Here is a 13,801-nt window from a genome sequence, read left to right as displayed (position 1 = left end):
GGCCCGCACGGAACTCGGGACCGGCCGCCAAGGCCGGCTCCTGCCGTCGGGCGTAAGCTGCTCGGCTCATGAACATACGGGGTGCAGGGGCACGGATACGGGCGCTGCCGGACACCGGTCCATGGCTGGCGGACATCGGGGGCGCGCTGCTGGTCCAGGCGGCGGTGTCGGTGCCATGGGTCATCCCGCGCGACCCGCGCCTGGAACCCGCGACCCTGGTCGCCTACCTTCTGACCACGCTCACGGTGCTACCGCTGGTGTGGCGGCGCCGGGCGCCGGTACGGGTGCTGCTCGCGGTCATGGCGGCCCAGGCGTGGTACGCGACCGCCGTGGACGGACCCGGGCAGATGCTTCCGTACACGGGTCTGGTGGCGCTCTACTCGGTCGCCGCCCATGCGCCGCGGTTCACCCGTCGGATCGTGGGCGCGCTGACACTCGCGTCGGTCTTCCCCGCCGCGGCGGGGAACACGGGCGAGACGCGGGAGCTGGTGTTCTCGCTGATGACGTTCTCGGCGGCCTACGTCTTCGGGCGGCTCACCGACACCCAGCGGGCGTACACCCGGGCCGTGGAGGACCGGGCCAGGCAGCTGGAGCTCACCCATCGCGTCGAGGCCGAGCAGGCCGCCGCCCGTGAACGGGCCAGGATCGCCCGGGAGATGCACGACATCCTGTCCCATGCGGTGAGCCTGATGATCGTGCAGGCGGAGGCCGGCCCGGTCGCGGTCCGTACCGCGCCGGAGCGGGCGGAGGCGGCGTTCGACGCGATTTCGGAGACCGGCAGGGACGCGATGGTGCAACTGCGCAGGATGCTCGGCGTGCTGCGCGAGGACGGTGCCGCCGCACCCGTGCCCCGCGCGCCGCAGCCCGTCCTCGCCGAGCTGCCGGACCTGGTCGAGCGGGTCCGCAACAGCGGCCTGACGGTCGTGTACGGCACGACGGGGGACGTCCGGCCGCTTCCGCCGGATACGGAGGCCACGGTGTTCCGGATCGTGCAGGAGGCCCTGACCAATACCGTCAAGCACGCGTCGGCGCATCAGGTGTCCGTCCGGCTCGCTTACGCAGCAGAGGAATTGATGATCACCGTCACCGACGACGGGCGTGGCCCCGGGACCACGACTGGGCACGGGCTGGTCGGCATCCGGGAGCGGGCCGCCGCACACGGCGGCTCCGCCGGCGCCGGGGCGGGGCCCGGCGGCCGGGGGTTCCGGGTCCGGGCGAGGATCCCGCTTGTAACCTCCCCCATGGAGGTGGGGAGTTGACGATTCGTGTGGTGGTGGCCGACGACCAGGAGCTGGTGCGCAGCGGCTTCGCCATGATTCTGGACGCGCAGCCCGACATCGAGGTGGTGGCGGAGGCCGGTGACGGCGCGGCCGCGGCCGACGCGGTACGCAGGCTACGGCCCGAAGTGGCCCTGCTGGATATCCGGATGCCCGTGATGGACGGCATCGAGGCCTGCCGCATGATGTGCGCCGAGACCGCGTGCCGCACGGTCATGCTGACCACGTTCGACTCCGACGAGTACGTCTACGAGGCGCTGCACGCCGGTGCCAGCGGCTTTCTGCTCAAGGACGTGCGCCGGGACGATCTGGTGCATGCGGTACGGGTGGTGGCGGCGGGCGACTCGCTGCTCGCCCCGTCCGTGGCACGCCGGCTGATCGCCGAGTACACCGCCCGCCCGGCGGCATCCGCCGTACCGGCCTCCGCACGACTGGATGTCCTGACCGCCCGGGAACGCGAAACGCTGCTGCATCTGGCCCGCGGTCTGTCCAACGCGGAGATCGCGGTGGCGCTGGTGGTGAGCGAGCACACGGTGAAGACGCATGTCGGCAACGTGCTGTCCAAGCTGGGCCTGCGCGACCGCATCCAGGCGGTCATCTGCGCGTACGAGACAGGGCTGGTCACTCCCTCCCCGGAGGGAGCGGCCGCCCTCCTCTCCCCCGCACAGGCGAGAAAGGAACCCCGTAAGGACCGCTCGCTCCGGTGATCCTCCGGGGCTGCCCGATCCGCAGGATGGAGTCCATCAGCGGCGACGGCCCGGCACACGGTGACCGTCCCGGATTCCACGCCACGGAGGTCCCACGATGAACGCGCGTACCCGTACCGTCCTTGCCACGGCCCTGGTCCTCGGTATCGCAGCGGGCCCGGCCGGGCCGGCCCTCGCCTCCGCCCCGAGGGCCGCGGCCACCACGCCCGCGTACAGCGCCCCGGATGCCCAGGCGCTGACGGCCGCGATCGCCGGGCTGCCGGACGCGAGTGCCACGGCCGCTCTGGTGCGGATCTCCGGCAGTGACGGCCGCTGGCGCGGCAGTTCCGGTGTGCACGATCTGACGTCCGGACGCCCGGCCGACCCGGACGCCCGTTTCCGCGCCGGTTCCGTCACCAAGGTCTTCACCGCGGCCACCGTGCTTCAACTGGCCGCCGAGAAGAAGGTCGACCTGGACCGCCCGGTCCGCGGCTATCTGCCGGACCTGATCCCGGCGGCCTACGAGAAGGTCACCGTGCGCCAGCTCCTGAACCACACCAGCGGACTGCCCTCCCCCGATTTCCCGGGGACAACGGTCGAGGAGTGGTACGCCAACCGCTTCCATGTCTTCTCGCCGCGCGAGATGGTCGCCGACGCGACCGCCAAGAAGCGGTTGTTCCCTGCGGGAACGCAGCAGAACTACACGAACATCGGCTACACCGTGGCGGGTCTGCTGATCGAGCGGGTGTCGGGCCACCGGTACGAGAGCGAGGTGACGCGCCGCATTCTGCATCCGCTGGCCCTGCACGGCACGTCGTTCCCCGGCACCGACCCGCGCATCCACGGCCCGCACAACCACGGCTATCAGCGGATGACTCTGGACGACGGGAGCACCGGGCTGCGTGACGTCAGCGTATGGGGCACCACCGACGGCTGGGCGGCGGGCGACCTCGTCTCCACCGCCGCCGATCTGGAACGCTTCACCAAGGCCCTGTTCAGCGGGCGGGTCGTGCGCGGCCCGCTGCTCGAGGAGATGTTCACGCTGCCGGACGATTCGGTGCGCGACCACTCCACCGGCAGACCCGCCGCGTTCTCCGTCGGCCTCACCTCCTGGCAGCTGGGCGGCCGCCAGGTGTGGGGCAAGTCCGGTGGCCGCTGGGGCTACAACTCGGGCATCGGAAGCACCCGGGATCTCTCGCGCACCCTCGTGTACAGCGTCAACTCCACGAACGCCAAAGGCCAGGACACCAACAAGACCGTGAGGAACCTGATCGTGGCGGCCTTCGGAAAGCCGGCGGCGGGCTGATCCAGCCGGGCACTTCGGCGGGCACCCTGGACGCCCTCAGCCGTTCTCGACGAGCAGGTGCCGGGGGCCGCGCAGTACGGGGCTGCGCCGGTAAGGAGGCGGGTCCTCGACCAGGCGGGGGCGGTCGAGGTACTGGATGAGCTCGTTCAGCGCGATCTGCGCCTCCAGACGGGCGAGTGGCGCGCCGAAGCAGCTGTGGACGCCACTGCCGAAGCCGAGGTGCTGGTGGTCGTCGCGGGTCGGGTCGAAGCGGTCGGGGTCAGGGAACCGCAGGGGATCGCGGTTGCCGGAGGCGAGCAGCAGGATGAGGGGCGCGCCTTGGGGGATGGTGACACCCGCGACCTCGATGTCGGCCAACGGGGTGCGCTGCGGGAGCATCTGGACCGGAGGCTCGTAGCGCAGCAGTTCCTCCACCGCGTGGGGCATCAAGGCGGGTTCGGCGCGCAGGCGTGCCAGCTCGTCGGGGTGGCGCAGCAGGGTGAGGATGCCGTTGGTGATCAGGTTGACGGTTGTCTCGTGACCGGCGATGAGCAGCAGCACGGAGGTGGTCATGATTTCGAGCGGAGTGAGCTGCCCCTCGGAGCTGTCGCCGCCGACGCTGTCTCCGCCGACGAATGAGGAGAGCATGCCGTCGGACGGGTGGGCACGGCGCTTCTCGGCGAGCTCACCGAGGTACAGGCCCATCGCCTTGCGGGCCTCCGCGGCTGCGCGCGGACGCTCGGTGGGGTCCTCCCCGGGGGTGGGATCGATGCCGGCGACGATCGCGTCCGACCACTCACGGAACCGCGGCTCGTCCTCGATCGGTACGCCCAGGAGACGGCAGATCACCGTGACGGGGAGCGGGTAGGCGAAGTCGTCTACGACGTCGATCCGCTCCTTGCCCTGGAAGGAGCCGATGAGGTCCTTGACGATCCTGGTGATCTCGTCGTGCATGCCGTCGATCCGGTCCGGCGTGTGGGGCGGGCCGAAGGAGCGCATCGCCAGGCCGCGCAGCCGGTGGTGTTCGGGGTCGTCGAGTCCGATGAAGGCCGGCGGAAGTCCCTCCTCGGCGGTCTCGTCCGGGACGGTGCGCTTGCGGCGGTCCGAACTGATCCGCGGGTCGTGCAGCAGCGCTTCGATGTCGTGGTACGTCCCGACCAGGTAGCTGCCGTCCTCCTGCCGTGCCACTCCCGCCTCGCGGAGCTCGGCGTACAGCGGATAGGGGTCGGCACGGTTGGCGTAGTCGGTGATCCGGTGGAACAGGGTGTCCGCAGCCATGCGCGGGCTCCTCATCGCTAGGGAGGGGCGGTGGACTCAGCGGGCCGGTTGCACCAAGGTCAGTCGGCGGTCCGGCAGATGACCGGTGAGGGCGACGGTCGGACCGTGCGAGAGCACTTTCGGGTCCGGCACGTCGGAGGGGACGGGCTCGGGGGACTCGATCTGGTCGGCGGCGCCCGGCGCCGGCGGAAACGGCGCCGCCGTCTCGATCAGCCGCTGGTAGTACTCCAGCGACTTGGCCTGGTTCACACTCACCGCTGCCGTGACGCGTCCCCGGTAGCCGTAGACGGCGACCAGGCGGGCGTCCTTCAGTGATCCCTGCGCGATGACCACCTGGTCGGAGAAAGTGGGCACTCCGACCGACTTGATGTTGAGGCCGAACTGACTGGACCAGAACGCCGGAACCGTCAGATGGGGACGTCTGCGCGGCCCCGCATTGATCATGTTGTGGGCCGCCACCTCGGCCTGGGCGACCGCGTTGCCCCAGTGCTCCAGAGAGAGCAGCTGATACTCGAAGAGCGGGTGCGGGAACCGGGCCACGTCGCCGGCGGCGAAGACGTCGTCGGTGACGATCCCGTACATGTCGAAGGCCCGGCACCCCGCGTCGCAGGTCACTCCTCGCGGACCCGCGGCGATCCCCGACTCGGCCAGCCACTCGGTGTTGCGGACCGCGCCGAGGGCCACCACGGCGACATCGGCGTCGATCTTCGTGCCGTCGGAGAACCGGGCGCCGGTGAGCCGGCCGTTGCCCTCCAGCGCGGTGACGGTCACCCCACACCGCAGATCGACACCGTGCGCGCGCTGCAACTTCGCCGCAAGCGCACCCAACGTGCCGCCGAGCGCTCCGACCAGCGGCGCCGGGCCCCGCTCCGCGACCGTCACCTCGAGACCGCGCTCACGGCAGGCGGAGGCGATCTCCGACCCGGTGAATCCGGCACCGACGACCAGGACCCGTCGCGGTCCGGCATCGAGGCGCTCCGCAAGACGGCCGGCGTCCTCGATGGTGCGCAGGGTGAACACCCCGTCCAAGGCGGCCTCGGCCGGGTTCGGCCAGGGCCTGGCACGGGTTCCGGTGGCGATCAGCAGCCGGTCGAAGGGCACTTTCTCACCGTCGGCGAGGAGAACCTGTTTCCCGACGGGATCGAGTCCGGTGGCGCGCACACCGAGTTTCCACTGCGCGTCCACGTCGCGGCGCTGCGGCAGCCCGGTCTTGTCCGCCGGCACCGTCCCGAGCAGCACCTGTTTGGACAACGGCGGTCTGTCATAGGGGGTGTGCGGCTCTTCCCCGATCAGAGTCAGGGTGCCGGCGAACCCCTCCTCGCGCAGCGTCTCGGCGGCCCGCAGCCCCGCGAGCGACGCTCCGACGATCACGATGCGGCCGTCGCGTGGTTCAGCGTGCACCGGCGCCCGCCTCCTCGCCCACAAAAATCGCCTGCACCGGACACGCGGCTTCGGCACGAAGAACACGTTCCTGCTGGTCGTCCGGGACGGCCGGGGTGTACAGCAGGGCCTCCTCGCCGTGCATCGTGAAGACACGGGGAGCGACGAACGCGCACTGCGCATACCCCTGACATCGATTGAGATCAACAACGATGTTCATCCCGAGCCGCTCCTCCCACCGCCACACCCGTCGAGTCCGTCCTACAACCGGTCGCGGTGCTGCGCACGTGAGCGTGGGCCATCCGAGGACCACGCGGGGTGGGACGCCCCCCGCAGTGCGACAGGGAAAGGCGACCGGCGACCGATGGTGCGCCGGCCCCTGGACGCGGCGGTCAGCCTTGCCTGCCGGTCGGCCGAGGCGTCGGGATGCTCCACTCCTGGGGCAGCGATCTGACCTCGATGCCGTCGCGTCGCAGTGACTCCACCCCCCGGCAGGAGGCCCGAGACCATGACGGAAGCGCCGAAGGGAAGACTCAAAGGAGTGACAACCGGACGGAGTTAAGCTCCTCCGTCAACCCGGTGAGGGGCCGCAGCCAAAGCTCGTATGGCTCATTCAAGTCCCCTTTCTTGACTGCCAAAGACGGGTTGGGCAGCATCCGAACACCCCATGATGGTGGGCTTGTTCGGTCGCGTCGCCGAGTGCGGACACCATGCACCCCACGACAAAACGGAGCGCGGCCGGGTTAATTGCGGAGCGAGATGAGTAACATCCAGCCAACCGTAGATCGATCAGGCAAGAGAGAGCAGGCTGTTCATGTCAGACTCGGAATTCGCTGTGCAGGTGGCCGCCAAGCTGAAGGGCATCACGAAGGAGATCGACGAGCTACAGAAGCTCCGATCGAAACTGGAGGACCTGCAACAGCACCTCGGAACGAGTCCTCAGGAAGAAGCAGTTGTCGCACCGCAGCCCGTGGAGACCGACCCCACGGCCCCAAAACCGGTGACCGTACCCGCGGCGCGACGCGCAAAGTCTGCCGCGCCGAAGGCCAAGCCGGCGAAGAAGGCCCCGGCCAAGACGGCCAAGACAGCGGCCAGCGCGAAGAAGGCACGGAAGGCCGCACCGGCCAAGGGCAAGGCCCGGCAGCGGAACTCCACCCGTGTCGACCGCGTGCTCGGACTGCTCGACGAGCAGCCGCGTACGGTGACGGAGCTGACGAAGCTGCTGGCGCAGGAGCACCCGGACCACACGGCACCGGAGACCGCCGTGCGCAACACCCTGGAGACCTCGCTCGTAGCCAAGGGTCTGGCACACCGCAGCAAGCAGGGAAGGAGCGTCTTCTACTCCCTCCCCGCCGCCGCTCCCGAGGCCGGCACCGAGGCCCAGGAAACCGATGCCGCGGACGCCCATGAGGAGGCCGCGACCGCCCGCGCCTGACCCGGGTCCCGCTCCCGTCTGCCGGTGCTGCCCCGCGGCAGCCAGCAGACGGGGCGCGGCCGGCGCACGACAGACCGTCCGCGCGGCGTGCGGAGCGGGGGACGGGCGCCTGCCTCATGCCGGGAGCAGCCGCCCGCCGAGGGCGGGCGGAGCGGCACAGAGGGGTTGGCGGAGCGGGGCTCGGGGACGCCGAGGGCCACCGTGGCGATCAGGTGCCCGGACGTCTGAGACGATGAAGATCGATAAGAAGCCCTGCGGGGAGAGCGAGCTGTCCGGCGGCCGAGACTTTGTCGCGGCTCGATAGGGGTCAAATCACCGCAAATGCGGTGCAGACGCCGTCGGTAAGGGCAGCCGCAGAGGGGTAATACGGCCGAGTCTTGACGAACCGGCCCTGCCCGATCTTGACTGCCAGGGTCCCCCCGCCGCAGGGCCCCCACCAGGGGTGTTGCCCCCCTTACCGAAGGTCACGAACATGACGGTTGACGCCACCGCCGCCACCGAAGTTGACGCCGCCACCGAAGTCGGACGGTTCCTGCTCGGCGACGCCTTCCCCTGCCTGGCCGGTCGTTCGGCATGGCGACAAGGTGGCATCACCCACCGCCATTACACGTGGTTCGGGGATGACGAAGTCGCCCGGGACATGGCGGCTGATCTCCAGGCGTATGTGGAGACGGTGGACTGGGCCGCCAAGCCCTTCACGAGCTTCGTGGCCACCTTCTCGGGCCCCCTCGACGTGACGGATATCGAGTTCGAGGCGCTGATGTGGCAGCAGCTCCAGGCCGTCCATGATCATGACAGCCTCACGCATCCCTGGGCCGAGGGCTACGACCGCGACCCGTCGTCCGGCGCCTTCGCGTACAGCGTCGCCGGGCACCCGTTCTTCGTGATCGGGCTGCACGAAACGCACAGCCGCATCGGCCGCCGCCCGCCCTTCCCGATGCTCGCCTTCAACTCCCACAACCAGTTCGACCGGATAAAGGCCGCGGGCCTGTGGGACCGGCTCCAGGAGAAGATCCGCAAGCAGGACATCGAGCTCCAGGGCAATATCAACCCCAATCTCGTGGAGTACGAGCAGCTCTCCGAGGCCCGGCGCTATTCGGGCCGGCGCAAACCGGGCGACTGGGCCTGCCCCTTCTCCGCTCGGGCGTGAGGGAACACCTTCTCCGCTCGGGCTCCGCTCGCGGGTGAGGGAACGTCGTCGAGTCGGCGGGCAGTTCGCCTCGCGGGCCGACCGGGCAGACCGGGCCGCTACCGGATACTCGTCCCGGACCCGGGATCGTTGAGGCAGTAAGAACGGCGAGCGGCCCTTGCCGGACGTGAGAACGACAAGGACCGCGCCTCCCCGGAACGGCTCACCACCCGCTGACCTGGCCGGAGCGGGATCAGGCAGCCGGGCGTACCGTGCTCCGGCCCTCTCCAGCCCCGTAACGGGCGAGCTGGCGGTCGTGGAGGCGGCTGAGGAGCAGCAACGAGACGACCGCCCCGAGGAGGGCGCAGGCCATGTCCCACTGGGTGTCCCACTGGTCCCCCTGCGTGGCGAGAAAGGCGTCGGCGGCGGATCCGCCGGCCAGCGCGGCCCACCACTCGATCAACTCGAAGAACGCACTGAAGGCCAGGCAGGCGCAGACGGTCAGCGGGGCCAGCCAGGCGCTGCCACGCAGCGGGGACGTGCGCACCAGGAGTTCGCGGACCAGAATGGCGGGCACAAAGCCCTGCACCAGATGCCCGATGCGGTCGTAGGGATTGCGGGAGAGGTCCAGAGCGTCCTGAAGCCAGTGCCCCAAGGGGACCTCTGCGTAGGTGTAGTGACCGCCGACGATCAGGACCAGTGCATGCACGGCGAGCAGACAGCACAGCAGCGGGCTGAGCGGAAAGCGTCGCCACACCAGGACCAGCAACGGCAGGCCGACGAGCACCCAGCAGGTCTCCATGATCCACGTGGCGCGTTCATGGGGCTCCAGCCCCGACAGGACCAAGGCGACGAGCACCCCCGCGGCCAGAGCCGGGGGAAGCGTGCGGGACGTGGTCATGGCCTTCATGGATCAGCCTCGAAGACATCGGGTACGGGTCGGCGCGGCACCGCTGGGGGAGGCGGACGGACCGGCCCCGGCCGTACGGCGCACGCACCAGCCGAAACCGATATAACACCGCACAACAGGACAACTTCTTGACCGCGCCAGGTCATCCGCTCCAGCGTCTTGGCCACCGAAGGGCGCTGTCATGAGTACGGCTACTCAGATCCTTCTTTCCCGGGGCTGAGATCCATGGCCTGACTCCATCGAACCCACCGATGACGTGCACATGGCGCGTACGATCGGATGCCCCCCTACGGGAAAGGCATCCCCCATGAAGAAGACATCCACTCGCAGAGTCACCTGGCGCATGCTGCTCGCCCTGGGCGGCGTGGCGGCGTTAGCCGTGCCGACCGCGGGAGCCGCCGAGGCCGTACCGCGCGCCACCGGGGAAGGAGGCCGGGTCGGCGGGTGTGCCGTGGTGTATTTCGACCTCGGTGAAACGCTGGTGCACACGGCCGAGGACAAGAGCGTCCGGTACATGCCGGGAGCCGCCGGATATCTGCGCGCGCTGCGTGCCCGCCACATCCCCGTCGGGCTGATCACCAACGTTCCGTCGTCGTGGGGCTCGACCGACGCGGAGCGGGCGGCGGAGTTGAAGAAGGTGATCGACAAGGACTGGGCGGACACCCGCCCGTTCGCCTGGTCGGACTTCGGCGACCGGATCTTCACCCCGCGAACCGAGGCGGAAAGGAAACCCGCGCCGGCACTGTGGAAGCGCGCCAAGAAGGCATCGGGCCCCTGCCGGGTGGTGTACCAGGCAGAGACGGCCGATGAGGTGCAGGCAAGCGTCTCGCTCGGGTACGTCGCCTACCAGGCCGCCCGGCCCCAGTGGCCGGCGTACCTGCCGGTGCCGCTGATCGCCGCCCTCGCCCATCTTCCCCAGGGGAACGCGGCGGCCACCGAACAGCCTTGAGGCGCTCGGCCCACCCCGTGCCCCATCGCTCGGCCCACCACTCAACCGGCCAGGGACCGCACGACAGCGGAGAGGGCGGGGCAGCGAGGTGGTAGCGACGTGAGCGGTGTCGCAGGTGCCGCGTCCGGCCGTCGCGCGTGCCCGTACGCCTGAGGAGCGACTGCGGCGCCTTGGCGGGGAGGGGGAAGGCGTGGCTGAGGGAGCGCCTTCCCCCTCCCCCTGAGGTCGCTCCTCTTCGGCCCGGACGGCCCGCTGAGACCGTCACCCGGCCGCTGTCCGGCTGTAGCGTTCCAGCCGGTCGGCCAGCTCGGCCGGACGGGACAGCATCGGGAAGTGCCCGCCCTCCATCTCGTCGGGCGCCGCCCCCAGACGCTCCGTCACCACTGTGCGCAGGAACGGTGCCGGGAAAAGGCGGTCCTGACGACACAGCAGAAAGCGGGTCGCCACCGCGGGCCAGGCCGCCATCGGCCAGGGCCGCGAAGCAGGAGTCTCGGACTGGCGCCGCCACCGGACCGCCGCCTCGGCCGCCAGCTCCGGCGGCAGATCCTGGAAGAACGGATCCGCGGCAGATCCCGGCACGGCGGACTCCGGCACCGGCTTCCCCGCCGTGTCCACCCCCACCTTCTGGGCGGCCCGCCCGGCCCGCCTGATCTGCTCGTCCGGGTGGCGCGTCGCCGCCCACCAGTCCACCGGCGCCTCACCCGGCAAGGGCACCATCGCGGCCAACAACACCAGCAGATCGACCGGTACCCGGGCACAGACCAGAGGCGCGGTGAACCCGGCGAACGAGTGCGCCACGAGCATGAGCCGCCCCCGCCCCGCAACCGCGGCGACCACGGCGTCCGCGTACTCGTCCAGGCCTGCCGCGTCGTCGTCGCACGGCAGATCCACGCTCACCACATCACGGCCCCTGGCCCGCAGCTCCGCGGCCAGCAGATGCCAATGCCACGAGTCACACGCCGCACCTGGAATCAGTACAAAGGTCGTCATCGGCCGCATCATGCCACCGCCCTCCGACACGAGCCCGTGCCACGACGAGAACGGCGCGGGGCTCGCTCAGATCGACTGTGTCGCTCCCCGGCAGACCTTGCACACGATGCGGCGTGCCGGGTCCGGCAGTGTGCTCTGTCCTACGCCCTGCACCCGGGTCACGGTCTGCGGTGCGGACCAGGCGTGCTGGTGGCACAGCGCGGCACCGCAGTTCCGGCAGATCGCCACCGCGGCGGCGGTTCCGGCCGGCGTGCAGTCATAGCAGTTCATGGCAGAGTTCCGATCTCGTGAGGCAGGCCGACGCAGACCCACCGGCAATGTACGTCGCCACGCATGACGGACGCGGGAAGCACCGTGCCGGGTCGGGGCGACTCACCTGGCCGCCACAAGGAAGACAGACAGCGCCCCGCACAGAGGCACTTCGACCTGTCAGCGCGATCGTCGACTCAGACGTGAAGTTCGGGCGGGAAGCCGGTCCAGCGGAGCTCCGCGAGGCCCATCCAGCGCCACGCGGGCGCGTCGCGGAATGCGCCGTGTGGTTCCTACCACCCGGCAGCAGCGGTGCGGCACGGACGGTCGCGGAAGCGGCGATGCACGGCGGACGGCGCCCACGCCGGGCCCTCACCAGGAACGCCGACACCCATCGGCATCCCGCGCCGAACCGACATGCACCGGATTCCGCCGTCTCGTGACATGCGTCATAGCCCCCTTCCGCACTAACTAAGCCGGATAGTAGATGACACGCGTGGGACATAAGAGATTTGTCCGTCTTGGCCTATGAATACCCCACGCCGGGATAAGCGGTATTCGGTCCGCTCCCCGCCCTCGCCCGCGCAGTCAGCACATAACGACTTCTGACGGGGCAACAGGAATTCGCGAAAAGATCGACGAGTCCGACAGCACGCCCGCACCGTCATGACAAGAGCCGTCCGGCACTACTAAGCGCAGTAGTACTCAGAGTTTGTTGCCTTGTCCGCATGCGGCCCGAAGAATGCGACCCGCAAGGCGTCTCCGCAGCTCAGGCGCGTGAATTGCACAGAGCCAGCCGCGCCAGGGACGCTCCGCTATTACCGATTGAGGTCACGCATGAGGAAACATCGCAGGACGCGGCGCTACCGGCAGATAACCGTCGCCGCCCTGGCCATAGGCGCTGTCGGCGTGCCCTCCGCCGCCATGGCGTGTCTGGGGCAGGAGAAAGAGGCCGACCGCCACCACGGCCATTGGCGGAATGCCGCTTTCGAGCACCGGGCATCGAAGGCGCACGAGTGGTCCAAGACGGCTACCGGGGCAGCTCAGAAGCCCGCCGCGGCTCCTGCCGCTTCAAAGACCACCAGCTCTTCGAAAACCACTGCCAAGGCTTCCGCCGCCACGGACCGCGTGGTCGAACTCGTCAACGAAGAGCGCAGCAAGGCCGGGTGCTCGAAGCTGACCGTGAATGCGAAACTGACGAAGGCCGCCCAGGACCACAGCAAGGACATGGCGGACCATCGGAATATGTCGCACACGGGCTCCGATGGCTCCTCGCCGGATGACCGGATCACCCGGGCCGGTTACCAGTGGAATTCCTACGGCGAGAACGTCGCCTACGGTTACTCCACGCCCGAGGAGGTCATGAAGGGCTGGATGTCCAGCCCCGGCCACAAGAAGAACATCCTTGACTGCTCGTTCAAGGAGATCGGCGTCGGCCACGCGCAGCCCGACGATTACTGGACGCAGGACTTCGGAACAGCCGGATAACCGGCACCAGGAAACCGGCCGCCACTTCCGCGGCCCCCTTTCCTCGGCGCCCTGTGCAGCGCATGAAGGTCCCCGACCGGAATCCCGGCCGGGGACCTCGGCGTGTGACGACGGAGAAGCAGTCGCGGAGTGTGCAGCTCATCCGTAGGGTGTGACGCGCCTTTGCCGAGAGCGTGATGGAGTCGCCATGCCACCGAAGTTGAAGCTGACGGCGATCACACTCGACTGCCCCGATCCTCAGGCACTGGCCGCCTTCTACCAGGAGGCCACCGGGCACGCACTCGCCCCGGGATCCAACGGTGAATTCGCTGGACTCGTCCGCGACGACGGGCTCGTCATCGGCTTCCAACGGGTGGACGACTACCGGGCTCCGCGCTGGCCCGACCAGGCCGCACCACAACAATTCCACCTCGACTTCGCGGTCGATGACCTCGACGAGGCCGAGGCCCTGCTGGTGAAGTTGGGCGCGGTCAAGCCGGAGCACCAACCGGGCGGGGACAGGTGGAGGGTCTTCACCGACCCGGCCGGGCACCCCTTCTGCCTGACCAGAGACTGATCTCAAGAGCACAGGCCGGTCGCTGGCACTACCGACGACATCTCTCCCCCACTCGCAGACGGACCTGGCTCACCATGTCGCAGTGGAGCCCTAGATGTTCTGTCCACGGAGGTTGGTGACGCAGGTCTCGGCTGAGTGATCTTGAAATGGGTGAGGGCCTTCTGGCCTGGTGTGGATTGCGACATCTGC

The 13,801-nt window shown here is 69.4% G+C and carries 14 protein-coding genes; 8 read left to right on the top strand and 6 right to left on the bottom strand.

The genetic code is table 11. The features are described 5' to 3' along the window. Positions 1–68: 68 nt before the first annotated feature. From IF67_RS0136960 to IF67_RS0136950, 3 genes are all read left to right on the top strand, one after another. A complete protein-coding gene (locus IF67_RS0136960; protein WP_199812848.1) occupies positions 69–1,259 on the top strand; it encodes a sensor histidine kinase in 1,191 nt (396 codons plus the stop codon). Further along, on the top strand, positions 1,256–1,984 hold the full coding sequence (locus tag IF67_RS0136955) for a response regulator transcription factor (RefSeq protein WP_030993222.1): 729 nt from the start codon (positions 1,256–1,258) through the stop codon (positions 1,982–1,984). The genes IF67_RS0136960 and IF67_RS0136955 overlap by 4 nt, the downstream gene beginning before the upstream one ends. A gap of 97 nt (positions 1,985–2,081) precedes the next feature. Continuing rightward, positions 2,082–3,269, top strand: coding sequence for a serine hydrolase domain-containing protein (locus tag IF67_RS0136950; RefSeq protein ID WP_030993221.1), 1,188 nt, complete (start codon positions 2,082–2,084; stop codon positions 3,267–3,269). Positions 3,270–3,305: 36 nt separating this feature from the next. On the opposite strand, the gene IF67_RS0136945 is transcribed toward IF67_RS0136950, so the two are convergent. The 3 genes from IF67_RS0136945 to IF67_RS0136935 are packed head-to-tail and all read right to left on the bottom strand — an operon-like array spanning position 3,306 to position 6,126. Next, positions 3,306–4,526, bottom strand: coding sequence for a cytochrome P450 (locus tag IF67_RS0136945; protein WP_030993220.1), 1,221 nt, complete (start codon positions 4,524–4,526; stop codon positions 3,306–3,308). Positions 4,527–4,562: 36 nt separating this feature from the next. Next, positions 4,563–5,927 carry an NAD(P)/FAD-dependent oxidoreductase gene (locus tag IF67_RS0136940; protein ID WP_030993219.1) on the bottom strand — a complete coding sequence of 455 codons (1,365 nt, stop codon included), beginning with the start codon at positions 5,925–5,927 and terminating at the stop codon, positions 4,563–4,565. Next, on the bottom strand, positions 5,917–6,126 hold the full coding sequence (locus IF67_RS0136935; RefSeq protein ID WP_030993217.1) for a ferredoxin: 210 nt from the start codon (positions 6,124–6,126) through the stop codon (positions 5,917–5,919). Before IF67_RS0136935 ends, IF67_RS0136940 begins: the two co-directional genes overlap by 11 nt. Positions 6,127–6,720: 594 nt before the next feature. On the opposite strand from IF67_RS0136935, the gene IF67_RS40645 reads away from it, so the two are divergent. Together IF67_RS40645 and gntA are read left to right on the top strand one after the other, a co-directional pair. Next, positions 6,721–7,341, top strand: coding sequence for a hypothetical protein (locus IF67_RS40645; protein WP_158713219.1), 621 nt, complete (start codon positions 6,721–6,723; stop codon positions 7,339–7,341). A 472-nt stretch (positions 7,342–7,813) separates the two neighbouring features. Then, entirely contained in the window at positions 7,814–8,491 is a 678-nt protein-coding gene (gene gntA, locus IF67_RS0136925; protein WP_030993213.1) for a guanitoxin biosynthesis heme-dependent pre-guanitoxin N-hydroxylase GntA, read from the top strand. A 232-nt stretch (positions 8,492–8,723) separates the two neighbouring features. Here the strand turns inward: gntA and IF67_RS0136920 are convergent, their stop codons facing one another. Further along, on the bottom strand, positions 8,724–9,371 hold the full coding sequence (locus IF67_RS0136920; RefSeq protein ID WP_037840328.1) for a DUF2238 domain-containing protein: 648 nt from the start codon (positions 9,369–9,371) through the stop codon (positions 8,724–8,726). Positions 9,372–9,687: 316 nt separating this feature from the next. Here IF67_RS0136920 and IF67_RS0136915 point away from each other — a divergent pair, with 316 nt between their 5' ends. Further along, positions 9,688–10,329 carry a hypothetical protein gene (locus IF67_RS0136915; RefSeq protein ID WP_234341606.1) on the top strand — a complete coding sequence of 214 codons (642 nt, stop codon included), beginning with the start codon at positions 9,688–9,690 and terminating at the stop codon, positions 10,327–10,329. 261 nt (positions 10,330–10,590) lie between these two features. Here the strand turns inward: IF67_RS0136915 and IF67_RS0136910 are convergent, their stop codons facing one another. Together IF67_RS0136910 and IF67_RS0136905 are read right to left on the bottom strand one after the other, a co-directional pair. Next, positions 10,591–11,319 carry an alpha/beta fold hydrolase gene (locus IF67_RS0136910; protein WP_037840327.1) on the bottom strand — a complete coding sequence of 243 codons (729 nt, stop codon included), beginning with the start codon at positions 11,317–11,319 and terminating at the stop codon, positions 10,591–10,593. Between the two features lie 66 nt (positions 11,320–11,385). Continuing rightward, complete coding sequence (locus IF67_RS0136905; protein WP_030993206.1) at positions 11,386–11,589, bottom strand: DUF2180 family protein; 204 nt, start codon at positions 11,587–11,589, stop codon at positions 11,386–11,388. An 816-nt stretch (positions 11,590–12,405) separates the two neighbouring features. Here IF67_RS0136905 and IF67_RS40930 point away from each other — a divergent pair. Continuing rightward, the gene (locus tag IF67_RS40930) at positions 12,406–13,056 is read left to right on the top strand and encodes a CAP domain-containing protein (protein WP_030993204.1); all 651 of its coding nucleotides are present in this window, start codon (positions 12,406–12,408) and stop codon (positions 13,054–13,056) included. A 187-nt stretch (positions 13,057–13,243) separates the two neighbouring features. After that, entirely contained in the window at positions 13,244–13,612 is a 369-nt protein-coding gene (locus tag IF67_RS0136895; protein ID WP_030993203.1) for a VOC family protein, read from the top strand. Positions 13,613–13,801: the final 189 nt, after the last annotated feature.

The organism is Streptomyces sp. NRRL S-1813 (assembly GCF_000719605.1).
In the GTDB taxonomy this organism is placed as follows: Bacteria; Actinomycetota; Actinomycetes; order Streptomycetales; family Streptomycetaceae; genus Streptomyces; species Streptomyces decoyicus.
The sequence above is the reverse complement of the archived record's forward strand: the minus strand, read 5'-3'. Positions and strand labels throughout refer to the sequence as shown.